The 21,069-nt window shown below is 71.3% G+C and carries 22 protein-coding genes; 15 read left to right on the top strand and 7 right to left on the bottom strand.

All coding sequences use genetic code 11. The features are described from left to right. The first annotated feature begins 13 nt into the window (after positions 1 to 13). The 5 genes from ACW5F0_RS12415 to ACW5F0_RS12395 all read left to right on the top strand — a co-directional run bounded on the left by ACW5F0_RS12415 (position 14) and on the right by ACW5F0_RS12395 (position 4,421). On the top strand, positions 14 to 487 hold the full coding sequence (locus ACW5F0_RS12415; RefSeq protein WP_456999839.1) for a phosphate-starvation-inducible PsiE family protein: 474 nt from the start codon (positions 14 to 16) through the stop codon (positions 485 to 487). Positions 488 to 582: 95 nt separating this feature from the next. Further along, positions 583 to 1,734, top strand: a complete 1,152-nt coding sequence (locus ACW5F0_RS12410; protein ID WP_456999838.1) for a two-component system sensor histidine kinase NtrB — start codon at positions 583 to 585, stop codon at positions 1,732 to 1,734. Further along, positions 1,734 to 3,179 (top strand): nitrogen regulation protein NR(I), encoded by a 1,446-nt coding sequence (gene ntrC, locus ACW5F0_RS12405; RefSeq protein ID WP_456966087.1) that lies wholly within the window; start codon positions 1,734 to 1,736, stop codon positions 3,177 to 3,179. Before ACW5F0_RS12410 ends, ntrC begins: the two co-directional genes overlap by 1 nt. A gap of 70 nt (positions 3,180 to 3,249) precedes the next feature. After that, on the top strand, positions 3,250 to 3,804 hold the full coding sequence (locus tag ACW5F0_RS12400; protein ID WP_456966088.1) for a superoxide dismutase family protein: 555 nt from the start codon (positions 3,250 to 3,252) through the stop codon (positions 3,802 to 3,804). A 5-nt stretch (positions 3,805 to 3,809) separates the two neighbouring features. Continuing rightward, the gene (locus ACW5F0_RS12395; protein ID WP_456966089.1) at positions 3,810 to 4,421 is read left to right on the top strand and encodes a superoxide dismutase family protein; all 612 of its coding nucleotides are present in this window, start codon (positions 3,810 to 3,812) and stop codon (positions 4,419 to 4,421) included. A gap of 1 nt (position 4,422) precedes the next feature. On the opposite strand, the gene ACW5F0_RS12390 is transcribed toward ACW5F0_RS12395, so the two are convergent. Continuing rightward, positions 4,423 to 5,340, bottom strand: a complete 918-nt coding sequence (locus tag ACW5F0_RS12390; protein WP_456999837.1) for a hypothetical protein — start codon at positions 5,338 to 5,340, stop codon at positions 4,423 to 4,425. Positions 5,341 to 5,416: 76 nt separating this feature from the next. Between ACW5F0_RS12390 and ACW5F0_RS12385 the strand changes: the two genes are divergently transcribed. Beyond that, positions 5,417 to 6,694, top strand: coding sequence for an acetyl-CoA C-acetyltransferase (locus ACW5F0_RS12385; protein WP_456966091.1), 1,278 nt, complete (start codon positions 5,417 to 5,419; stop codon positions 6,692 to 6,694). A 6-nt stretch (positions 6,695 to 6,700) separates the two neighbouring features. On the opposite strand, the gene ACW5F0_RS12380 is transcribed toward ACW5F0_RS12385, so the two are convergent. From ACW5F0_RS12380 to ACW5F0_RS12370, 3 genes are all read right to left on the bottom strand, one after another. Beyond that, positions 6,701 to 7,948 (bottom strand): heme biosynthesis HemY N-terminal domain-containing protein, encoded by a 1,248-nt coding sequence (locus ACW5F0_RS12380; RefSeq protein ID WP_456999836.1) that lies wholly within the window; start codon positions 7,946 to 7,948, stop codon positions 6,701 to 6,703. An 82-nt stretch (positions 7,949 to 8,030) separates the two neighbouring features. After that, positions 8,031 to 9,056, bottom strand: a complete 1,026-nt coding sequence (locus ACW5F0_RS12375; RefSeq protein WP_456966093.1) for a uroporphyrinogen-III C-methyltransferase — start codon at positions 9,054 to 9,056, stop codon at positions 8,031 to 8,033. Between the two features lie 36 nt (positions 9,057 to 9,092). Further along, a complete protein-coding gene (locus tag ACW5F0_RS12370; protein ID WP_456999835.1) occupies positions 9,093 to 9,869 on the bottom strand; it encodes a uroporphyrinogen-III synthase in 777 nt (258 codons plus the stop codon). A gap of 79 nt (positions 9,870 to 9,948) precedes the next feature. Here ACW5F0_RS12370 and ACW5F0_RS12365 point away from each other — a divergent pair, with 79 nt between their 5' ends. From ACW5F0_RS12365 to ACW5F0_RS12340, 6 genes are all read left to right on the top strand, one after another. Further along, complete coding sequence (locus tag ACW5F0_RS12365; RefSeq protein ID WP_456999834.1) at positions 9,949 to 10,407, top strand: YiiD C-terminal domain-containing protein; 459 nt, start codon at positions 9,949 to 9,951, stop codon at positions 10,405 to 10,407. Between the two features lie 30 nt (positions 10,408 to 10,437). Next, positions 10,438 to 10,869: a hypothetical protein gene (locus ACW5F0_RS12360; protein WP_456999833.1), complete on the top strand. Its 432-nt coding sequence runs from the start codon at positions 10,438 to 10,440 to the stop codon at positions 10,867 to 10,869. Positions 10,870 to 10,950: 81 nt separating this feature from the next. Beyond that, a complete protein-coding gene (locus ACW5F0_RS12355; RefSeq protein WP_456999832.1) occupies positions 10,951 to 11,391 on the top strand; it encodes a rhodanese-like domain-containing protein in 441 nt (146 codons plus the stop codon). 57 nt (positions 11,392 to 11,448) lie between these two features. After that, complete coding sequence (secB, locus tag ACW5F0_RS12350) at positions 11,449 to 11,988, top strand: protein-export chaperone SecB (RefSeq protein WP_456966098.1); 540 nt, start codon at positions 11,449 to 11,451, stop codon at positions 11,986 to 11,988. A 19-nt stretch (positions 11,989 to 12,007) separates the two neighbouring features. After that, a complete protein-coding gene (locus tag ACW5F0_RS12345; protein WP_456999873.1) occupies positions 12,008 to 13,036 on the top strand; it encodes an NAD(P)H-dependent glycerol-3-phosphate dehydrogenase in 1,029 nt (342 codons plus the stop codon). A 59-nt stretch (positions 13,037 to 13,095) separates the two neighbouring features. Further along, positions 13,096 to 13,884 (top strand): DUF481 domain-containing protein, encoded by a 789-nt coding sequence (locus ACW5F0_RS12340; protein WP_456999831.1) that lies wholly within the window; start codon positions 13,096 to 13,098, stop codon positions 13,882 to 13,884. 102 nt (positions 13,885 to 13,986) lie between these two features. On the opposite strand, the gene ACW5F0_RS12335 is transcribed toward ACW5F0_RS12340, so the two are convergent. The 3 genes from ACW5F0_RS12335 to ACW5F0_RS12325 all read right to left on the bottom strand — a co-directional run bounded on the left by ACW5F0_RS12335 (position 13,987) and on the right by ACW5F0_RS12325 (position 16,425). After that, positions 13,987 to 14,553, bottom strand: coding sequence for a porin (locus tag ACW5F0_RS12335; protein WP_456966102.1), 567 nt, complete (start codon positions 14,551 to 14,553; stop codon positions 13,987 to 13,989). 633 nt (positions 14,554 to 15,186) lie between these two features. Beyond that, a complete protein-coding gene (locus ACW5F0_RS12330) occupies positions 15,187 to 15,651 on the bottom strand; it encodes a tRNA (cytidine(34)-2'-O)-methyltransferase (RefSeq protein ID WP_456966103.1) in 465 nt (154 codons plus the stop codon). A 60-nt stretch (positions 15,652 to 15,711) separates the two neighbouring features. Beyond that, positions 15,712 to 16,425, bottom strand: coding sequence for an SDR family oxidoreductase (locus tag ACW5F0_RS12325; RefSeq protein ID WP_456999830.1), 714 nt, complete (start codon positions 16,423 to 16,425; stop codon positions 15,712 to 15,714). Positions 16,426 to 16,539: 114 nt separating this feature from the next. On the opposite strand from ACW5F0_RS12325, the gene ACW5F0_RS12320 reads away from it, so the two are divergent. The 3 genes from ACW5F0_RS12320 (at position 16,540) to ACW5F0_RS12310 (ending at position 21,013) form a co-directional block, all read left to right on the top strand. Beyond that, on the top strand, positions 16,540 to 19,404 hold the full coding sequence (locus ACW5F0_RS12320) for a M16 family metallopeptidase (RefSeq protein ID WP_456999829.1): 2,865 nt from the start codon (positions 16,540 to 16,542) through the stop codon (positions 19,402 to 19,404). Between the two features lie 182 nt (positions 19,405 to 19,586). Beyond that, positions 19,587 to 19,895: a DUF4156 domain-containing protein gene (locus ACW5F0_RS12315; RefSeq protein WP_456999828.1), complete on the top strand. Its 309-nt coding sequence runs from the start codon at positions 19,587 to 19,589 to the stop codon at positions 19,893 to 19,895. 101 nt (positions 19,896 to 19,996) lie between these two features. Beyond that, positions 19,997 to 21,013 (top strand): 3-oxoacyl-ACP synthase III, encoded by a 1,017-nt coding sequence (locus ACW5F0_RS12310; RefSeq protein WP_456966107.1) that lies wholly within the window; start codon positions 19,997 to 19,999, stop codon positions 21,011 to 21,013. Positions 21,014 to 21,069 lie beyond the last annotated feature (56 nt).

The following is a 21,069-nucleotide window of genomic DNA, read 5'->3' as shown; positions in this document are numbered from 1 at the left end:
AGGATGAGTGCCGATGAGCGCACTTTGGCCACCAAGCCAGGTCACGACACGGTTCGAACGCGTGATCCTGTCGGGGCTGCAGGTATTCCTGATCCTGCTTGTCGGACTCGCGACAGTGGAACTGTTCTACCTGCTGGCCAAGGGCGTGGTCGAACACGCCCGTCAAGTCGATTCGGTCCAGGATCTTCAGGCTTTGCTTGAGCGGGGGTTCGCCGGCGTGCTGCTGGTGATGATCGGACTCGAACTGCTGGCCACCATCCGGGCGTATGTCGAAGAAAGCGTGTTCCGACTCGAGGTGGTGCTGGTCGTGGGGATCATTGCACTGGCGCGACACGTCATCCTGATCGATCTGGAGCATGTGGGCGGCGGGTCGCTGCTTGGGATCGCCGCGCTGCTGCTGGGGCTCGTGGCGGGGTATTTCGTGGCCCGCAGAGGAGTGGTCGCCGCGCCCCTGCCGGGATCGACAGGGACGGCGCCGATGCCGTGACGCATGTCGCGGGCACCTTCCGGGCTTCCAGGCAGCCCGGAATACGCGTGGTGCCCGCAGTCGCCCCGGCCCCCGGATTGCACTAAATTGGTGCAATGCCTTCCGGACTCCACGCCGCCCATGACCAGCTGAGCACGCCCGTGTTCGCGGTGTCCGTCGCGGGCGTGGTCGAGGCCGGAAACCTGGCCAGCGGGCGCTGGCTGAGTGTTTCGCTGCGCCGCTTGGCCGGACTTCCGGCGGCGGCGCTGGAGGTGGACGGCGACGCGCTGGCGCGCGCAGTGGCGGCCGACGCTGGCTCGACGTCCGATGCCGGGCATGCGCTGTCCGGGCGCGGCGCGAGCGCGTCCGGCCTGGTCCGCCTGCCACGCCTGGCCCTGGCGTACCCCGGCGGCACACCACGGTTCGCCGAGGCCTGGCTGACCCCGCGCGAGGCCGGCGGCTGGCTGCTGGAGTTGCATCCGGTCGACGAATTCCCCGGCGGCGACCCGGTCGCGGCGCTGCCCCTGGCCATGTCGGCCGCGCTCAAGGGGCTGGCCCACGAACTGCGTAATCCGCTCGCCGGCCTCAAGGGCGCGGCCCAGCTCCTCGCGCGGCGCATTCCCGGCGACGACGCCTCGGCGCGCGAGCTGGTCGATCTGGTCGACTCGGAAGTCACGCGCCTCGCGCAGCTGGTCGACCGGCTGCTCGATCCCGCACCGCCGAACCCGTACGCGCCGCTCAACGTCCACGCCGTGCTCGAGCGCGTGCTTCGCCTGGCCGAGGCCGACGCTGGCTGGGCGGTGAAGCTGGTGCGCGACTACGACCCCAGCCTCCCGGAACTCGAAGGCGATGCCGATCGCCTCACGCAGGCGATCTGGAATCTGGTCCGCAATGCCCTCGAGGCCGGCGCGGGCGAAGTGGTGCTGCGCACGCGCGCCGAGCACGGCGTGCGCATCGGCAGCGTGCTGCACGCGCTCGCCTTGCGCCTGGAGATCGTGGATGACGGGCGCGGCGTGCCCGAGGAGCTGGCCGAACAGGTGTTCGTGCCGCTGGTGTCGGGTCGCGCCGAGGGCAGCGGGCTTGGCCTCGCGATGGCGCAGCAGGCGGCGCGCGAGCACCGCGGCAGCCTCGCCTACCGATCGCGGCCGGGGCATACCGTCTTCACCCTGCTGCTGCCCTATGCAGCGGCGATCGCGGTTGATGACTCGGGTCACGAGGATCCCGGATCCGGCGCGAGGCGTGGCTGGCAATGTCGAGGAGAAGGGTGATGACCAGCACTGACGGTGCCCGCATCTGGGTCGTCGACGACGACCGTGCGGTGCGCTTCGTGCTCGCCACCGCGCTGCGCGAGGCGGGCTACGCGGTTACCGGCTTCGAGTCCGCGACCGACGTACTGTCCACGCTCGACCGCGGTGGCGCGCGACCGCAGCTGCTGTTCACCGATGTCCGCATGCCCGGCGACGACGGCCTGGCCTTGCTCGATGCCTTGAAGCGGCGGCTGCCATCGCTGCCGGTGGTGGTGATGAGCGCGCACACCGATGTTGCCAGCACCGCCGGGGCGTTCCGCGGCGGCGCGCAGGAGTTCCTGTCGAAACCCTTCGACCTCGACGACGCCGTGGCCCTGGCCGCGCGCGCGCTGGGCAAGGTCGGCGACGCAGCCACGGTCCCGGCCGCCGTGGCGAGCGCGACCGACGGCGACGACATGCTCTTCGGCGAGTCACCAGCGATGCAGCAGCTGTTCCGTGCCATCGGCCGCCTGGCGCAGGCGCCACTGTCGGTGCTGGTCACCGGCGAGACCGGCACCGGCAAGGAACTGGTGGCGCGCGCGCTGCACCGCGAATCGCCGCGCGCGCGCGGGCCCTTCGTCGCACTCAACACCGCGGCGATTCCCGCAGAGCTGCTGGAAAGCGAACTCTTCGGCCACGAAGCCGGCGCCTTCACCGGCGCCCAGCGCCGCCACGTCGGCCGCTTCGAGCAGGCCCACGGCGGCACCCTGTTCCTCGACGAGATCGGCGACATGCCGCTGCCGCTGCAGACGCGCCTGCTGCGCGTGCTGGCCGAGGGCGAGTTCTTCCGCGTCGGCGGCCGCGAGCTGATCCGCGTCGACGTGCGCGTGGTCGCGGCCACCCATCAGGATCTCGAGGCCAAGGTCCGCGACGGCAGCTTCCGCGCCGACCTGCTGCATCGCCTGGACGTGGTGCGCCTGCGGCTGCCGCCGCTGCGCGAGCGCCGGGGTGATGTCCCGCGCCTGGCCGAAGGCTTCCTGCAGCGCGCGGCGGGGCGCTTCGACGCGTCGCCCAAGCGCCTGTCGCGCCCGGCACTCGAGCGCCTGCAGGGGTACGACTGGCCGGGCAACGTGCGCGAACTGCAGAACGTCTGTTGGCGGCTGGCCGCGCTGGCGCCGGGTGACGTCATCGGCGCGGCGGATCTCGCGGATGCGCTGGGGCCGGACAAGGTTGCTACCGGCGCCTCCAGTGCGCCCGCAGCCGGCGAAGGCCCGGAGTGGGCCGCCCACCTGCGTGACTGGGCGCGCGCGAAGCTGGCCGCGCACGGCGACGGCATCCATGCCGAAGCCCGCGAGCGCCTGGACCAGGTGTTGCTGGATGTCGCGCTGGAGCATACCGGCGGCCGTCGCAGCGAGGCCGCCGCCCGCCTCGGCCTGGGGCGCAACACGCTGACGCGAAAGCTCGGTGCGCGCCGCCCAGGACGCTGAATCCGTGGCTCACGTATCCGACACCGCGGCGCGGCTACCCTTGTCGCTTCCGCGAACCACCGTGAGACCGATGCGTCACCCGATCACCGCCCTTGTCGCCGCCGGCCTGCTCGCCGCGTGTGCCAGCACGCCGCCCGCCCAGCGCGAGCCCGTGCCACTGCCGCCCCCGCCGCGCGCGGATGCCGGCACCGCGCGCCTGGCCCATGCCAACCTGACCGCGGCCTCGGCCACGCTGGCCAGCGGCCGCATCACCCTGCGCGCCGAAGCCGACGGCGTGCGCCTGGGCGGCGACGTCGGCGGCCTCAGCCGCAATGGCGCCCATGTCCTGCAGGTGCACGCACTGGGCGACTGCAGTGCTGTCGACGCCTCCAGCGCCGGTCCGTACTTCGATGCCAGCGGCAGCGGCGCGCTGGACGGTGGCAGCGACCGCATCATCGCCAACGAACGCGGCGTGGCCCGCGTCGACCAGCGGGTCCGCGGCGCCGTGCTCGGCGGCGGCTCGGCCAACGACATCGCCGGGCGTTCGCTCGTCGTGCTCGGCTCCACCGCCGGCGCGACCGGCGCGCGGATCGCCTGCGGCGTCATCACCATCGCGCCCGACGGCGCCTCACTGGAACAGGAGTAACACCCATGCGCACGATCCAGACGACCCTGCTTGCGGCTTCGCTCGCACTCGGCCTCGCGGCCTGCAACCCGCCGCAGGATGCACCCGACGCGGCGGCAACGCCTCCCGCCGGACCGACGGCCATGCCCGCGGACACCGCGCCCGACATGACCACCACGCCGCCAGCGCACACGGTGGCCATCCTGTCGGCGACCGAGGGCAATTCGGTCACCGGCGAGATCGCGTTCGCCGCCGTGGACGGCGGCGTCGCGATCACCGGCCAGGTCAACGGCCTGCCACCCAACAGCGAGCACGGCTTCCACGTGCACGAGACCGGCGACTGCAGCGCGCCCGACGCCACCAGTGCCGGCGGCCACTTCAATCCCGCGGGCGCGGCCCACGGCCGCATCGGTTCCGACGAACACCACGTCGGCGACACCGACAACATCGTGGCCGACGATACCGGCGTGGCGATCATCGACACCCGCCTGGACGGCGCCACGCTTGCCGACGGCGCGCCGTCGGACGTGCTCGGCCGCGGGGTGATCGTGCACGCCGATCCGGACGACTACGCCACCCAGCCGACCGGCAACGCCGGTGCGCGCCTGGCCTGCGGCGTGATCACGCAGTCGATGTGACTCAGCGCGCGGGCGGGGCCTCGAGCTCCGCCCGCGCGTCGCCGCGGCAGTGGATGAACTCCACTGCCAGGCCATGGGCGCGCAGCAGGCTGGACAGCTGGCGCTGGCGGGCTTCGAAGTGGGCGTACAGGCGCTCAAGCCGGGCGCGCGCCTCATCGTCGGCGCCTGCGGCGTCCGGGGCATGGCGGGCAAGCCAGCCGGCATGCGTGAACAAGGCCATCCGCACCTCGCCCGCGGCATAGCGCAGCAGCGGTTCCGGCGGCGCGTCCAGCCAGGCCTCGCGCGTGGGCGACAGCAGCGCGGTTTCCAGCACCGGCCACAGCGGCGCCAGTCCGGCGTGCTCGTACTGCATCGCGGTGAGCGCACAGAGGTCGTGCACGGTGAGGTAGCGCGCGTGCTCGACCTGCATGCCGAAGGCCTCCTGTGCGGCCAGCGCGGTGCCGGCACCGGCCATGCCTTCTTCCATCAGGTCGGCCTCGCAGCGCGCGGACACGCGGGCGAGCGCGGCGGCGTCGCCGTCGAGGACGAAGGGCAGCAGCCGCAGGGGGCCGCCGGAGTACTCCGGCGCCGGCGACAGCGCGCCCGGGAGCTGTCCTTCGTGGCTGCCGAACGCGAGCACGCGTGCGCCGCCGCCCGGCGCGCGCGGCGCCTTGGCGGCGAGCTGCCACAGTTCCTGATGCAGGGGCCAGCCGGGGCGCAGCAGTTCGACCGGGTCGAAGTGCGCCGCGACCAGGGTCAGGTCGAGGCCGGTGGCATCTGGGGCGAACTTCGCGAGGTCGGCGGCAACCAGCGCGGCCAGTGCGCCGCCGTCGGCCTGCGGGACCGCGTCGCGCGCGGCGCGGGTGCCCGGTGCCAGCTCCAGCGCGAGCGCGCCGAGCACTCGCGGGCTACGGGGGGGAATGGATGCGGTCTTGTTCATTGGCCCTGCGCATGGGCGGCGCTAAACTCGCTCCATTATGCCCGCCATGGTCGGTGGGTCGCCCGCGAGGTCCCAGATGCTGCATGGTCGCCCCGTCGCCGTCCTCGGCGGCGTCCGCATTCCCTTCTGCCGCCAGAACACGGCGTATTCCGACGTCGGAAACCTCGGCATGTCGGTGCGCACCCTGGGCGCGCTGGTGGAGAAGTTCGGCCTCCACGGCCAGCGCCTGGGCGAGGTCGCGATGGGCGCGGTGATCAAGCACTCCAGCGACTGGAACCTCGGCCGCGAGGCGGCGCTGTCCTCGGGGCTGTCACCGCTGACCCCCGGCATCACCCTGCAGCGCGCTTGCGGCACGTCGCTTGATTCGATCATCACCATCGGCAACAAGATCGCCACCGGCCAGATCGACAGCGGCATCGGCGGCGGCAGCGACACCACCTCCGACGTGCCGATCGTCTACGGTCGCGCGCTGCGGCGCCGGCTGCTCGCGGCCAATGCGGCCAAGACCACGAAGGACAAGCTGGCGCAGTTCAAAGGCTTCCGCCTGGGCGAACTGAAGCCTGACTTCCCGGGCGTGGCCGAACCCCGCACCGGCAAGTCGATGGGCGAGCACTGCGAGGACATGGCCAAGGAGTGGAACATCGCGCGCGACTCGCAGGACGAGCTCGCGGTGGCGTCGCACCACAAGCTGGCCGCGGCCTATGAGCGCGGCTTCTTCGATGACCTGATCGTGGCCTTCCGGGGCGTGTCGCGCGACAACATCCTGCGCGCCGACAGCACGCTGGAAAAGCTGGCCACGCTGAAGCCGGCCTTCGACCGCACGTCGGGCCGCGGCACGTTGACCGCCGGCAACTCCACGCCGCTCACCGACGGCGCCGCCGCCTGCCTGCTGTCCACCGACGAGTGGGCGGCGCAGCACGGGCACGAGGTGCTGTGCCACGTCCGCGACGCGCACGTGTCGGCGGTCGACTTCGTCCACGGCGAGGGCCTGCTGATGGCGCCGACCGTGGCCGTGGCCGAGATGCTCGCGCGCAACAATCTGACGCTGCAGGACTTCGACATCTACGAGATCCACGAGGCCTTCGCCGCCCAGGTGCTGTGCACGCTGCGCGCCTGGGAGAGCGAGGACTATTGCCGCAACCGGCTCGGACTCGACGCGCCGATGGGCCGCATCGACCCGGTGAAGATCAATCCCGTGGGCTCGTCGCTCGCCACCGGCCATCCCTTCGCCGCCACCGGCGCGCGCGTGGTTGCGACCGCCGCGCGCCAGCTGCAGGAACGCGGCGGCGGCCGCGCGCTGGTCTCGATCTGCACCGCCGGCGGCATGGGCGTGGTCGCGATCCTGGAGCGCTGAGCGGGCTCACTCGCGCAGGCGCGGCATGCCGTGTTCGTCGCGGTCCTCGATGGCGGCGGCGTCGTGGATGCCCTGGCGCAGGTCGCGGTCCGCGAACGGCGTGACCGCTTCACCACGCTGCGCGCGCAGTGCGTTGGCGTAGGCGGCGCGGGCGCGGGCGTCGTCACCGGCCATGGCATGGCCGTCACCCAGCTCTTCCCAGGCCTCGGCGCCGGCACCCTGCGCGATCGCGCGGTGCAGATGGTCCTCGGCCTGCGGCCACTGGCCGCGCGCGCGCGCCAATCGGGCGAGGGTCAGCAGCAGGGCCGGGCTGCCCGGGTGCTGCTGCAGCCAGCGCTGCGCCGCGGCTACGCGGTGCTCGATGCGCTCCACCGGCAGTCGGCCGTAGCGCAGGGCGAGGTCTTCGTCCCAGCGCGTGTCCAGCGCGTGTTCGATGCTCGACGTCGCGGCGTCCTCCCAGCGCAGCGCGGCGGCGCGTTCGGAATAGGCCGCGACCACGGCGGGCTCGCTGCGCAGGGGCTTGGGCAGGACTTCCCAACGCTCGGCCAGCGCATTGGCGTCGGTGGCCTCGTCCAGCGCCTGCGCCGCCCACACGCGCTCGCGATCGGCCAGCGCCGCGTCCGGCCAGGCCTGCTGCTGGCGCAGCGCACCCAGCAGCGAATAGGCCTCGGCGGCCTGGCGGGACGACGCCAATGCGTCGGCGCGCAGGGCCAGGCCTCGGGGCGACAGCGGCTGCGCATCGGGATCGTCCAACGCCACAAGGGCATCGGTCGGGCGGCCCTCGGCCAGGGCCAGCTCGGCGCGCCCGATGGCGCGGGTCAGGGCGTGGCGTGCGTCGATCGCATCCAGGTGGCTGCGCGCGGCGGCATGGTCACCGCGGGCCAGCGCGGCGCGGGCCGCGGCCAGCCGGGCAACCGCGGCGTCGCTCTCGTCGGACGCCTGCGGCAGCAGCTTTTCAGCGCGCGCGTAATGGCCCTGGTGCAGGGCTTCGAGCCCCGTGCCCAGGCGTTCGCGCGACTGGCGCTCGCGGCGGCGGCGGAAGGCGCGCAGCGGCACCGCCACCAGCGACCACAGCAGCCACAGTGCGAACAGCGCGACAACCACGGCCACCGACACCCACAGCAGGTTGGTGGTGTAGTCCCAGCCGCGGTAGCGCACGAGCACGTAGCCGGGATCCTGGGCGAGCAGGTTCCAGGCGAGCGCGCCGATGATGGCCAGCAGGATCCAGACAAGCAGGTTGCGGAACAGGTTCATGGCAGACCTCCAGATACTCGGACCACCGTAGCGACGGGGATGTCGTGGCTGTGTTCATGGCCACCGGACCGCGAGCCTGCGTTCAGCCAGCCAGCGCGGGGACAGGCGCCGCCGCGGGACGATCGCGGCGAAGCCGCAGCTGGTCCAGCGTGGTGCCAAGCTCGGGCAGCGCGAGCTCGAGCGGCATCGCGGCGATGGCATCCAGCTCGCGCCGGTGCGCGTCGCGCGCGGGGGAATCCGGCCACAGCCGCGGCAGCCAGGTCGCCGCCCGCGCCAGTGCTGCGGCATGCCCGCTGCCGTCGCGGCGCTCGGCGGCGGTGCGTGCCAGCGCCAGCTCCAGGCGCAGCGCGGCGAGTCCGGCGGCCTGTTCGCCGGAGTCCACCGCCAGACGATCATCACTGCGGCGGACGGCGACGATGCGCCCGGCCAGGCGCTGCCACCAGGGCGCTGCCGCGTCCGAGGCGGGATCCGTGGTCGGAAGGCCCGCCGGCAAGGCCCCGATATCGGCCTCGAAGGCGTTGATGCGGGCGACGGCGGCCACCCGCGGGTCCGCGCCAAGCGCGTCGAGCACCGCGCGTTCCTGGGCCAGTACCTGGCGCAGGTCGATGTCCGCGGGGTCGGTCAGCGCGTCGAGCAGGCGCGCCGCCAGGGCGTAGGCCCGGCGCGCGCCTTCGAGGTCGCCGGCAAGCAACAGGCGCTGCTGGCCCTGGGCGAGCAGCAGTTCGATCTCGTCCAGGCGCAGGGCGCGCGCGGCGTCCAGCGCCGGATCGGCCAGGCGCTGCACGCTCTCTTCCAACAGGGCGGCGCGCTGGCCGATGGCCAGCAGTTCATCGCGAAGCAGGCGGTTGGTGGCTTCGGCCTGCTGCATGCGTTTGGCCTGCGCCTGCTGGCCTTCGCGGAACTGGGCCAGGCGCTGCTCGAGCGCATCCACGCGGACGGCCTCCTGCGCGTCGGCGGCGCGCCGCGCTCCGGTCTCGGCCTGCCAGGCACGCCAGGCCAGGGTGCCGGCGACCGGCAGCAGGACCAGCAGCAACAGCCAGGCCAGGGCAGAGGTGCGACGTCGCGGCGCGGGCTGCGTGGCGGGCTGGGGAGACTCGGTGGCGTTCACAGGGTGCGGCGGAATGCGCGGATGGGGGCGCCCATGTTAGGGCTTCGGCGCTGCCCCGGAGCACTGGGCCAGCATCGCCGCGGCGCGCGCGCTGGCAGCGACGGCGGCCACACGCAGGCCGCGCTCGCGGGCAAGCCCGGCCAGGCGTTCGCTGGCAGCCACCACGGCGGCTTCCTGCAGGCGCGCGAGGGCGTCGCCAGGCAGGGTGGCCAGTACGTGCTCCAGCGCCTCGCCGCTGCTCAGCAGCAGCCAGGCCGGCGCATCCAGTGCGCGCAGCGTGGCGACCGCGCGTGGCGACGGTGCGATCGGCACGCGTTCGTAGACGTTGGCCCGCAGCACGCGCGCGCCGCGGCGGGCCAGCGTCGCGGCGATCACCCCGCGGCCGCCCGGCGCGGTCACCAGGCCCACGTCCAGGCCCTGGACATCGCGCAGTGAGGGCAGGGCCAGCAGGCCTTCGCTGTCCATCCGTTCCGGGGATCCGACGTGGCCTGCGCCCGCACGGCGCAGCGCCAGGGCGGTGCCGGCGCCCACGGCCGCCCAGGCCTGGTCGGGGCGTGGACGCAGCGGCTGCAGCGTGGCCGCCGCGGCCACCGCGGCCGGACTGGTGAACACCACCCGCGGCGACGCCAACGTCCGCTGCAGCGTGCCGCGTACGTTGGGGTCATCAAGCTGCGCAATGCGCCACGGGGACAGGGCCAGGGTGCGCGCGCCCAGCGCCGCGGCGGCGCGGCGCACGGTGCCGTGGCCACCGACCGGTCGCAGTGAGATGACGTAGCATCCGGACAGTCGCCCGGGGGTGGCGTGCGCAGGCATCGCATCAGCTTGGTGCCTCGCGGCGACGCCCGCAAGGCGGCGGCCCCACGACCCACGGACACGACACCGAATGCGCTCGATGCAACTGGACGACGAACTCCGCACACTGGATGCGCACTACCGCTCGATGCCGCCGGTGGCGGCCATGGACATCGCCATCGCCGCGCGCGTGGGCGACACGCTCACCCTGCGCGCGCCGCTGGCCTTGAACGTCAACGACAAGGCCTGTGCCTTCGGCGGCAGCCTGGTGTCGCTGATGACCCTGGCCGGCTGGGGCCTGGTCACCCTGCGCTGCCACCAGCTCGGCATCGACGCCGACGTGTTCGTGGCCGACAGCGAGATCCGCTACCTGGCGCCGCTTTTCAGCGACCTGCAGGCCACCGCCGCGCTGGCCGACGGCAGCGGCTGGGCGCCGTTCGACGACGCGCTGCGCAGCCGCGGACGCGCGCGGGTGCGCATCGCCGCCACCGTGCCGCTGCCCGATGGCGGCATCGCCACCACCCTGCGCGCGGGTTACGCCGCCATCGCCAGGGGTTAGCATGGCCGCCGACGCCACGGGGACCCTGCCATGCGACTGACGCGCCACCGCACCGCCTTCGCCATCCTCGTGCTGCTGGCCTGCGCGCTGCTGCTGCCCGGCTGCGCCAGCACCGGCAAGGGCGAATCCCTGAACCGCGCGCAGTACGCCTGGTCGGCGGCGATCCGCTGGGGCGACTTCGAAGGCGCCTGGAACCTGGTCGACCCCGACTACCGCGAGGAGCATCCGCTGACCGAGGTCGAGTTCGAGCGCTTCAACCAGATCCAGGTCTCCCACTACCGCGAGATGGGCGCCCAGCAGGCGACCGGCGACATCGTGGTGCGCGACATCGACATCGGCGTCATCAACCGTCACACCATGGCCGAGCGCGGCCTGCGCTACCGCGAGTCCTGGCGCTACGACGAGCAGGCGCGCACCTGGTGGATCACCGGCGGCCTGCCCGACTTCTGGCGCGGCGAGTAAGGCCTGCCGCCGCAGGCCCGGCTTTGCGCCGCCGCCTGCACTGGGCGACAATCGCTGCCCGCCGACGCAAGGCCACGCAACGTGAATTTCGAAGAACTGTCGGCCTTCCTTGGCCGCAACCCCATGCTGGCGCTGGCACTGGCCGGCATCACCGTGGCGATCGTCTACACCGAGGTCATGCGCGTGTTCCGCGGCTTCAAGGGCCTGCGTCCGGCCGAGCTGACCGCGCTGGTCAACCGCGAGAACGCGCTGGTGGTGGACCTGCGCCCGTCGGCCGAATTCGAGAAGGGGCACATCCCCGGTTCGAAGAACGTGCAGATGGCCCAGTTCGACCCCGAAGCCAAGTCCCTGGCCGGCGCCAAGACGCTGCCCGTGGTCGCGGTGTGCAAGATGGGCACGACCGCCGTCGACGCCGCCAAGCGCCTGCGCAAAGCCGGTTTCGAGCGGGTCTACGTGCTCGAAGGCGGCATCGCCGCTTGGCAGGGCGAGAGCCTGCCGCTGGCCAAGGGACGCGGAAAGTAGCCGTGCCCGGCATGCGATAATCCTCCTCTTACCTGAACTCCGCTGGAGCTACACCCGATGTCCGACCAAGAAGCCACGAACGCCAACGGTGCCGCCGGTGCCGCCCCCGAGCAGCCTGCCGGGCCGCAGTTCACCGTCGAGAAGATCTACGTCAAGGACGTCTCGTTCGAGTCCCCGAAGTCGCCGCAGGCGTTTGCCGAGACGGGCCAGCCGCAGCTGCAGATGAACCTCAACCAGCGCGTCACGCGGATCTCCGAAGTGGCGTTCGAGGTCGTGCTCGGGATCAACCTCACCTGCAAGGTGGGCGAGGACACCCTGTACCTGGTCGAGATGCAGCAGGCCGGCCTGTTCAACATGGCGGGCTTCGACGAGCAATCGCTTGACGCGATGCTCGGCACGCACTGCCCGGCCATCCTGTACCCGTACGCGCGCCAGGTCGTTGCCAGCCTGATCCAGGCCGGCGGCTTCGCTCCGTTCGTGCTGCAGCCGATCAACTTCGACGCGCTGTACGCCGAGGGCCTGCGCCAGCGCGCGGCCGGGCAGCAGGCTGCCGGTGCGACCGACCTGGCCACCAGCGGGACCGGCGGCAACGCCTGAGGTGGTTGAGCAGCCTTCCATCGCATCGCCGGCCAAGCCGGCGGTCGCGGTGCTCGGCGCGGGCTCCTGGGGCACTGCGCTCGCCGCGCTGATCGCGCGCCACGACCACCCGACCCGGCTCTGGGGCCGGGACGCGGACGTGGCCGAAGCCATCAACGCCGGCGAGGGCAATCCGCGCTACCTGCCGGGCATCGCCCTGCCGCGCGGGCTGCGTGCGGGCACCGACCTCGCCACGACGCTGGCCGGCGCGGACCTCGTGTTGGTGGCGGTGCCGTCGCATGCATTCGCCGACACGATCCGCACGCTGGCGCCGCTGCGTCCGGCGCATGCCGGCGTGGCCTGGGCGACCAAGGGCTTCGAACCCGGCTCGGGCCGGTTCCTGCACGAAGTCGCCGGCGAGATGCTGGGTACCGACGTGCCGCTGGCCGTGGTCACCGGCCCATCGTTCGCCAAGGAAGTAGCGGCCGGGCAGCCGACCGCGGTCACCGTCCACGGTGACAACGAAGCCTTCGCCCAGTCCGTGGCCGATATCCTCCACGGCCCCGCGTTCCGCGCCTATACCGGCAACGACATGCGCGGCGCCGAGCTGGGCGGCGCGATGAAAAACGTGCTGGCGGTGGCCACCGGCGTGGCCGACGGCATGAACCTCGGACTCAACGCCCGTGCCGGCCTCATCACCCGCGGGCTCAACGAGATGCTGCGCCTGAACCTCGCCATCGGCGGCCGCTCCGAGACCCTCATGGGCCTGGCCGGCCTCGGCGACCTGGTGCTGACCTGCACCGGCGACCTGTCGCGCAACCGGCGCCTGGGCCTGGCCCTTGGCCGCGGCCAAAGCCTGGACGACGCGGTGCGCGAGATCGGCCAGGTGGTGGAGTCGGTGCAGACCGCCGACGAAGTCATGCGCCAGGCCGAGGCCCACGGCGTCGAGCTGCCGATTTCGGTGAATGTCCGTGCAGTCCTGCATGGCGACATCACCCCCGCCGAGGGCCTGGCCCGGCTGCTCGCGCGCGAGCAGAAGGCGGAGTACGCCGGCAAGCTGATCGGCTGAGCCGCCGCCGCCCGGCGGCGCACGAAAACAAACCGCAAGACCAAGGGATCACTGCACCCATGCATCATCGCGCCATCCGTTTCGTACCTGTCCTGGTCCTGGCCCTGGTCGCCGTGCCCCTGCCGGCTTCGGCGCAGGACGATGCCAGTGCCGCGCCGCCCGAAGGCTGGTCCGGCACCGGCGAGCTGGGCTTCGCGCTGTCGCGCGGCAACGCGCGCTCCGAGAACCTCAATGCCAGGCTTGCCTTCGGCCGCGAGACCGACAGCTGGAAGCACGACTGGTACGCCGCCGCCATGCGCGCCAAGGGCGAGGCCACCGGCGACTTCGACGGCGACGGCACCGAAGAAACGCGCTACGACCTCAGCGCCAACCGCTACGAACTCGGCGCGGCCAGCGGCTACAAGTTCGACGATCACAACTACCTCATCGGCAGCGGCCGCTACGAGAACGACGACTTCGCTCCTTTCGATTACCAGGCCACGCTGGCGATCAGCTATGGCCGCAGGATCATCGATGCCGAACGCACCCGCCTGCTGGCCGAGGTCGGCCCCGGCTACCGGCGCGCGCGCGACGCCGAAACGGGCTCGGTGGAGACCCGGGCCATCGTGCGCAGCCTGGTCGACTTCTCGCACCGGCTCACCGAGAACACCGTGCTCGGCAACAAATTGCTGATCGAAGCCGGCAGCGACAACACCTTCGCGCAGAACGACCTGGGCGTGGCGGTGGCGATGAACGAGGCCTTCGCGCTGAAGGCCGGGCTGCAGCTGCGGCACAACACCGATGTCGGTACGGGGACGAAGAAGACCGACACCCTGACCACGATCAACCTGGTTTACAGCTTCCTGTAATCGGCGGAGCGCGCAAAAAAAGACCCCGACCTTGCGGCCGGGGTCATGCATCGCGGAGCGGGGAGAGAGTCGCGCCGCGAAGTCACACGGGTGCCACGGGATTTACCAGGTGAAGCGCGGGCCGACGAACCATTCGGTCACGTCGCCGTTGAACTTGACGTCGCCGTTGATGCCCCAGTTCGGGCTGAAGCGGACGTTGGCGCCCAGGCGGCCATAGAAGTCGCCGTCGATGCCGCCGTCGTAGTCCTCGTAACCGACCAGCGCGTAGCCGTCGAAGTTGTTGGCGAGCAGGCTGCGCGCGCCGACTTCGGTGCTCCAGCCGTCGAATTCGAGGTCGTTGCCAAGCACGCGGCCGGCGTCGAGCTTCTGGTACGCGACGCGGGCCAGCAGGTCGGTGCGCTGCGAGATGCCGAGGTTGTAGCCGAGGCCGATGCGGTACTGGTCGACGTCGATGCGGGTGTTGTCGATCTCCTGGCTGTTGAAGCCGCCGAAGACGTGGAAATTGTCGTGGAAGGCGAACGAACCGTTGGCGGCATAGCCGTCGGCGTCGATGTCGCCGTTGGACGCCAGGTAGCCGGCCTCGAGGTAGTTGTAGGAGATGCCTTCGGCCGCGTTCGCGGCGAACGGCAGCGATGCCGCCAGTGCAATGGCGATCAGGGAACGCTTCATCGGGGGGAGTCCTCTATTTCGTTTTTGCTTTAGGGAGAGGACCGGCCACGGGGGCAGGGGAGGGAGAGAACCGATCGGGGAAATCGGATACCGCCCGTGGCCGGTGAGACGCATTCTGGCCAAGCGAAGGCAACCTCACCTGAATAATGAACCCGAGAGTGCAGGAACTTTCCGGGATGCTGTGTGTCATCTGCGCCACGCCACCGGCCCGGCTTTCGCGGAGACGAGCTCACGGGTCTGCTGATAGCAGGCTGCCTCGGCTTCAGTCGGTGGGCTGATTCCGATCGGCTCCAGCAGGCGTTGGTGGTTTATCCGCAAGTGGCGAAGAGCCGAAAGTTGTGATGCTTTCAACGGTTCACTACGTCGCGTATGGCGTAGATGCAGACTCGTTCGAGCATGACGTTTCCTGCCTGTCTGGCGCGAGCGGCATCGGAGGTTCGACGTCCGTTCAGATGTGACGCTGGTCTCGTCAACGGCCATCAGGGAAGGGCTTGGTCAGGGGCGAATCATTTGCTTGAGGGCTTCGGCAAGCGCTTTAGATTGGCATCAAGGGGAGATTCCAACGGAAGTCATCGACCGCCCGGCGTGCGCGTCCACGCGCGCGTCGGCGCGGTACGCTTGCAGATGAACCTCTCAGCCGGCGCCCGCGAACTCCGATTGCCGCCACGCCTCGTACGACACCACCGCCACCGCGTTCGAGAGGTTGAGGCTGCGGTTGCCGGGGCGCATCGGCAGCAGCAGGCGGTGTGCGTCAGGAACGGCTTCGAGCACCGTGTCAGGCAGCCCGCGGGTCTCGCAGCCGAACAGGAACGCATCACCGGCGGCATACCGAGGGGCGTCGTAGCGCACCTGCCCACGCGAACTGAGTGCGAACAGCCGCGGCGGCGCGATGGCCGCCAGGGCCGCTTCAAGGCTGTCGTGCACCGCCACCCGCGCGTACTCGTGGTAGTCCAGGCCCGCGCGCCTGAGCTGCCGGTCATCCATGTCGAAGCCCAGGGGCCGCACCAGGTGCAGCCGGGCGCCGGTGTTGGCGCACAGGCGGATCACGTTGCCGGTGTTGGGCGGGATCTCGGGCTGGTGGAGGATGATCTCGAACATCGGTGTCGGCGCGTGGCACGGGGCCGTGGCAGGGCGCGGCAGGATACCCGCCGTGGCCGGCTACCAGGCGATCGCCTCGCCGCGCCAGTCGAGGAAGTGGCCGCTGTCTGCGGCGCCCAATCCATCGATGACGCCCAGCAGGCCGGCGGCCGATTCGCCCACCGACTCCGTGGCCTGCTCGCCGCCCATCTCCGTCTGCACCCAGCCCGGATGCAGCGCGACCACCAGGATGCCGCGCTCCGCCAGCGCCTGCGCCAGCAGCGCCGTGACCATGTTCTGCGCGGCCTTGCTGATGTTGTAGCTGGGCGTGCCGAAGCGCCTGCAGCCGGCGATCGAGCCCAGCTGCGATGACAGGTTGGCCACTTTGGCGCCGTCCGCCAGCAGCGGGGCCAAGGCCTGGGTAAGCAGCAGTGGCCCCGCGGCGTTGACCCGGAAGCTGTGCTCCAGGTTGGCCTCGCCAAGCCTTCCGAAGCGCTCGCCGGAGTGCAGCACGCCGGCATTGTTGACCAGCAGGTCGATGCGGCCGCCGTCGCCGAGCACCAGCGGCAGTTCGGCGGCGAGTGCCGCACGGGAGCGCGCGTCGGCGACGTCCAGCGGCAGCACGTGCAGGCGCCCGGGATGCTCGCCGGCCAGCGCATTGAGCGCCGAAGCCCGCCCCGGCTCCCGGCAGGCGGCGATGGCATGGTCGCCGCGGGCCAGCAGGCGTTGGATGAATTCCAGGCCCAGGCCGCGGTTGGCGCCGGTGACCAGGGACGTGCGCGATCGAGTATCCATGTCGCGAGCATGCACCAGCCGGGGTCGCGACGCCGAGGCCATCGGGACCTATGACCCGGTCACCCGCGCCGGAAGGCGGCTTACCATGGGGGCTGACCCGACAAGGAAGATCCCATGCCGACGCTCAAGACCTCGCCGCGCCGCGGCACCCTGCTCGCCATCGCGCTCGCCGCCGCCCTCGGAACGGCCGCGCCCCTGGCCTGGGCGGAATCGCCGCCGGTCGCGGCCAAGGCCGGCGTCGACATCCCCTATGAGCAGTTCACCCTGCCCAACGGCCTGCGCGTGGTGGTGCACACCGACCGCAAGGCGCCGATCGTGGCGGTGAACATCTGGTACCACGTCGGCAGCAAGGACGAACCCTCGGGGCGCAGCGGCTTCGCCCACCTGTTCGAGCACTTGATGTTCCAGTCCTCGGAGAACCACCAGGGCGAGTACTTCGCGCCCTACACGCAGATCGGCGTGACCAACCAGAACGGCACCACCAACACCGACCGCACCAACTACTTCCAGAACGTGCCCACCACCGCGCTCGATACCGCGCTGTGGATGGAGTCCGACCGCATGGGCCACCTGCTGGGCGCGGTCGACCAGGCGGCGCTCGACGAGCAGCGCGGTGTGGTCCAGAACGAAAAGCGCCAGGGCGAGAACCAGCCCTACGGCCAGGCCTGGACCAAGCTGATGCAGGCCCTGTACCCGGCCGGCCACCCCTACAACCACACCGTCATCGGCTCGATGAACGACCTTGATGCCGCCGCGCTCGAGGACGTGCACGCCTGGTTCCGCGCCTGGTACGGCCCGAACAACGCGGTGCTGGTGCTGGCCGGTGACATCGACGTCGCCACCGCGAAGGAAAAGGTCGCGAAGTACTTCGGCCACATCCCGGCCGGCCCGGACATGGCGCAGCCCGCGGTGGACATCGCGCGGCGCACGCAGTCCACGCGCGAAACGATGCACGACAAGGTCCCGCAGGCCCGCATCTACCGGGTCTGGAACGTGGCCGAGGTGGGCGACGCCGATCTCGATCGCCTGCAGCTGCTGGGCCAGGTGCTCGGCGGCAGCCGCTCCTCGCGCCTGGATGCGCGCCTGCTCCACCGCGACCAGCTGGTCGACAGCATCAGCGCCGGCACCTATGCCAAGCAGCTGGGCTCGAACTTCATCGTCATGGCCAACGTCAAGCAGGGCGTGGACCCGGCGAAAGTGGAAGCGGTGATCGACGAGGAGATCGAACGCCTGCTGGCCGAAGGCCCGACCGCCGATGAGCTGGAGCGCGCGCGCACCGTGTTCCGCGCCGGCTTCGTCCGCGGCATCGAGCGCATCGGCGGCTTCGGCGGCAAGGCCGACGCGCTGGCCGAGTGCGCGGTCTATGCCGATGACCCGGGTTGCTTCCGCGAGTCGCTGCAAATCATCGAGACCAGCACCGGCGAGCAGGTGCAGGCGGCCGGCCGCGAGTGGCTGGCGCAGGGCGACCACACCCTGGTGATCCTGCCCGGCGAGCGCACCGCGCTGGTCGAGGCGCCGGCCGGCACCCCGCAGCCCTGGGATCTTCCGGAGGTGGACAGCCGCTACAGCGTGCAGCCGGCCACGGTCGATCGCAGCCTGGGCGTGCCGATGCCCGAGGAATTCCCGGAGCTGAAGTTCCCCGAGGTCGAGCGCGCCACGCTCGGCAACGGCAGCACGGTGGTGCTCGCGCGCCGTACCGGCGTGCCGGTGGTGCAGATGCGCTACCAGTTCCCGGGCGCCGGCTACACCGCCGACGCCGGCAAGAAGATGGGCACGGCGAGTTTCGCCATGGCCATGCTCGACGAAGGCGCCGCCGGCCTGCCCGCGCTGGAATTCGCCGATCGCGCCGAGGCGCTCGGTGCGCAGCTCGGCGCGAGCTCCGGGCTGGACGCCGGCACCGCCTGGTTGTCGGCGCTGAAGGGCAACCTTGATGCGTCGGTGGCGCTGTTCGCCGACATGCTGCGCAGGCCCGACTTCACCGCGGCCGAGATCGAGCGCGTGCGCGCCACCTGGATCGCCAACATCGCCCAGGAAAAGGCGAGCCCGCAGACCGCGGCGCTGCGCGTGCTGCCGCCCCTGCTCTATGGCGAAGGCCATCCGTATGCGATGCCGTTCACCGGCAGCGGCACCGAGGCCTCGATCGCTTCGCTCGACCGCGACGACCTGGTGGCCTTCCACCGCACCCAGCTGCAGCCCGAGGGCGCGACCCTGATCGTGGTCGGCGACACCACCCTGGCCGAGATCGTGCCCGTGCTCGAGAAGCACCTGGGCGACTGGTCGGGCAGCGGCGAGGCGCGTGCCGCGGCCGCCGAGATTCCGGCCGTCGCCCGCCCGTCGGCGGCGCGGGTGTTCCTGATCGACCAGCCCGGCGCGGTGCAGGCCAACATCTATGCCGGCCAGGTGGTGCCTTCGACCATGGACGATGGCGCGGTGCGCTTCGACATCGCCAACGGCGTGATCGGCGGCGACTTCACCGCGCGCCTGAACATGAACCTGCGCGAGGACAAGCACTGGTCCTACGGCGCCCGCAGCGGTGCCTCCGGGGCCCTTGGCCAGCGTCCGTGGCTGGCCTCCGCGCCGGTGCAGATCGACAAGACCGCCGAGGCCATGGCCGAGATGCAGCGCGAGATCGCCGGCTACGCCAGCGGCGACATGCCGCCGACGGTGGAAGAGGTCGAGCGCATCCGCGCCATCAACACCCTGAGCCTGCCGGGCGCGTACGAGACTGCGTCGTCGGTGGCCTCGACCATCGCCGGCAACGTCATGTACGGCCGTCCCGACGACTATGTCGTGCGCCGCAAGGCCGAGATCGAAGCGATGACCCCTGCGCAGGTGGCGGAGGCCGCGAAGACCATCGATGCCGGCACCCTGACCTGGGTGGTGGTGGGCGACCTGTCGCAGATCGAGGCCCCGGTGCGCGCGCTGGAACTCGGTGAAGTGACGGTGCTCGACGCCGACGGAAACCCCGTCGCGCGCTGAAGCCGTCTTTCTCTGGAGCCGGCTCCCGCCGGGCCGGCTTCCACCAGCGCTCCTGCAGGAGCGACGGGCCTGCCTCTGTGGGAGCGGCTATAGCCGCGATCGCGGTATTCCGACAATCGCGGTTATAGCCGCTCCCACAGCCGGCGGGGCACAATCCACCGGTTCCGACACGGAGTCATTCCATGCGCCAACTGCTGCTTTTCCCCCTCCTGGCCGCACTATCCGCGTGCACCTGGGTGCATATGGCGCCGGGCGCTTCTTCGGTGCGCATCGCCGCCTCGCCGCCGGCGGGCTGCGAGAAGCGCGGCGAGGTCGAGGTCGCGGTGAAACACAGCATCGCATTCATCGACCGCAATGCCCTGCGGGTGCGCGAGGAGCTGGAAACCCTGGCCCGCAACGAGGCCCCCGGGCTGGGTGCCGACACCATCAACCCGCTATCCGATCCCGTGCGCGGCGCACAGCGCTGGGCGGTCTGGCGCTGCGGCGGTTGAGCGCCGAGCGCTGAACGGGGCCGGGTGGCCGCAAGTGCGCGTGGGGCCGGAAGCCGGTACCCTAGGAAATCTTTGTTCCTGTTCCCCACGGCGGCCAGCCCATGTTGTTCCAGCACGTAGCCATTGCGGGTCTCGCGCACATCGACGCCCCGCGTCGACTGTCTTCCGACGAGATCAACGCCCGCCTCAAGCCGACGCTCGACCGCCTCGGCATCAAGACCGACGTCCTGAAGGACATCGCCGGCATCCACGCCCGGCGCCTGTGGGATGGCGACATGCTGGCCTCCGACGCCGCGACGCTTGCCGGCGTGAAGGCGCTGGCCGACGCCGGCATCGACCCCGCGCGCGTGGGCCTGCTGGTCAACACTTCGGTCAGCCGCGACTACCTCGAGCCGTCCACGGCCAGCATCGTCAGCGGCAACCTCGGGCTGCCCGACACCTGCCAGAACTTCGACGTCGCCAACGCCTGCCTGGCCTTCATCAACGGCATGGACATCGCCAGCCGCATGATCGAGCGCGGCGAGATCGAGTACGCACTCGTGGTGGACGGCGAAACCGCCGACCTCGCCTACGAGAAGACGATCGAGCGCCTCACGCGCGCCGACGTCACCGACGAGGACTTCCGCAACGAGCTCGCCACGCTCACGCTCGGCTCCGGTGCCGCCGCCATGGTGCTGGCCCGCGCCGAACTCGCCCCCGGCGCCCCGCGCTACAAGGGCGGCGTGACCCGCGCGGCCACCGAGTGGAACAAGCTCTGCCGCGGCAACCTCGACGGCATGGTCACCGATACCCGCACGCTGCTGATCGAAGGCATCAAGCTGGCGACCAAGACCTTCGAGGTCGCCAAGCACAAACTGGGCTGGGTGGCCGCCGAACTCGACGAGTTCGTGATCCACCAGGTCAGCAAGGTGCACACCGCGGCCTTCACCAAGGCCATGGGCATCGACCCGAAGAAGGTCATGACCATCTTCGGCGAGCACGGCAACATCGGCCCGGCTTCGGTGCCGATCGTGCTCAGCAAGCTGCGCGAGATGGGCCGCCTGAAGAAGGGCGACCGCGTGGCGCTGCTGGGCATCGGCTCGGGCCTGAACTGCTCGATGGCCGAGGTGGAGTGGTAAGCGCCGGCTGATACAGGCGCTCGGGGGCCGGCTTGTCCGGCCCTCGTCGTATGTGG

This window comes from Luteimonas sp. A534, assembly GCF_054072805.1.
The sequence above is the reverse complement of the archived record's forward strand: the minus strand, read 5'-3'. Positions and strand labels throughout refer to the sequence as shown.

Bases quoted from the DNA above. Each gene is read 5' to 3' on its own strand.
- ACW5F0_RS12340 (WP_456999831.1), top strand. From the start codon at position 13,096: ATGCATCATCGCGCCATCCGTTTCGTACCTGTCCTGGTCCTGGCCCTG.
- secB (WP_456966098.1), top strand. From the start codon at position 11,449: ATGTCCGACCAAGAAGCCACGAACGCCAACGGTGCCGCCGGTGCCGCC.
- ACW5F0_RS12370 (WP_456999835.1), bottom strand. From the start codon at position 9,869: ATGCCTGCGCACGCCACCCCCGGGCGACTGTCCGGATGCTACGTCATC.
- ACW5F0_RS12365 (WP_456999834.1), top strand. From the start codon at position 9,949: ATGCAACTGGACGACGAACTCCGCACACTGGATGCGCACTACCGCTCG.
- ACW5F0_RS12395 (WP_456966089.1), top strand. From the start codon at position 3,810: ATGCGCACGATCCAGACGACCCTGCTTGCGGCTTCGCTCGCACTCGGC.
- ACW5F0_RS12335 (WP_456966102.1), bottom strand. From the start codon at position 14,553: ATGAAGCGTTCCCTGATCGCCATTGCACTGGCGGCATCGCTGCCGTTC.
- ntrC (WP_456966087.1), top strand. From the start codon at position 1,734: ATGACCAGCACTGACGGTGCCCGCATCTGGGTCGTCGACGACGACCGT.
- ACW5F0_RS12400 (WP_456966088.1), top strand. From the start codon at position 3,250: ATGCGTCACCCGATCACCGCCCTTGTCGCCGCCGGCCTGCTCGCCGCG.
- ACW5F0_RS12380 (WP_456999836.1), bottom strand. From the start codon at position 7,948: ATGAACCTGTTCCGCAACCTGCTTGTCTGGATCCTGCTGGCCATCATC.
- ACW5F0_RS12315 (WP_456999828.1), top strand. From the start codon at position 19,587: ATGCGCCAACTGCTGCTTTTCCCCCTCCTGGCCGCACTATCCGCGTGC.
- ACW5F0_RS12390 (WP_456999837.1), bottom strand. From the start codon at position 5,340: ATGAACAAGACCGCATCCATTCCCCCCCGTAGCCCGCGAGTGCTCGGC.
- ACW5F0_RS12360 (WP_456999833.1), top strand. From the start codon at position 10,438: ATGCGACTGACGCGCCACCGCACCGCCTTCGCCATCCTCGTGCTGCTG.
- ACW5F0_RS12385 (WP_456966091.1), top strand. From the start codon at position 5,417: ATGCTGCATGGTCGCCCCGTCGCCGTCCTCGGCGGCGTCCGCATTCCC.
- ACW5F0_RS12410 (WP_456999838.1), top strand. From the start codon at position 583: ATGCCTTCCGGACTCCACGCCGCCCATGACCAGCTGAGCACGCCCGTG.
- ACW5F0_RS12320 (WP_456999829.1), top strand. From the start codon at position 16,540: ATGCCGACGCTCAAGACCTCGCCGCGCCGCGGCACCCTGCTCGCCATC.
- ACW5F0_RS12415 (WP_456999839.1), top strand. From the start codon at position 14: ATGAGCGCACTTTGGCCACCAAGCCAGGTCACGACACGGTTCGAACGC.
- ACW5F0_RS12330 (WP_456966103.1), bottom strand. From the start codon at position 15,651: ATGTTCGAGATCATCCTCCACCAGCCCGAGATCCCGCCCAACACCGGC.
- ACW5F0_RS12325 (WP_456999830.1), bottom strand. From the start codon at position 16,425: ATGGATACTCGATCGCGCACGTCCCTGGTCACCGGCGCCAACCGCGGC.
- ACW5F0_RS12310 (WP_456966107.1), top strand. From the start codon at position 19,997: ATGTTGTTCCAGCACGTAGCCATTGCGGGTCTCGCGCACATCGACGCC.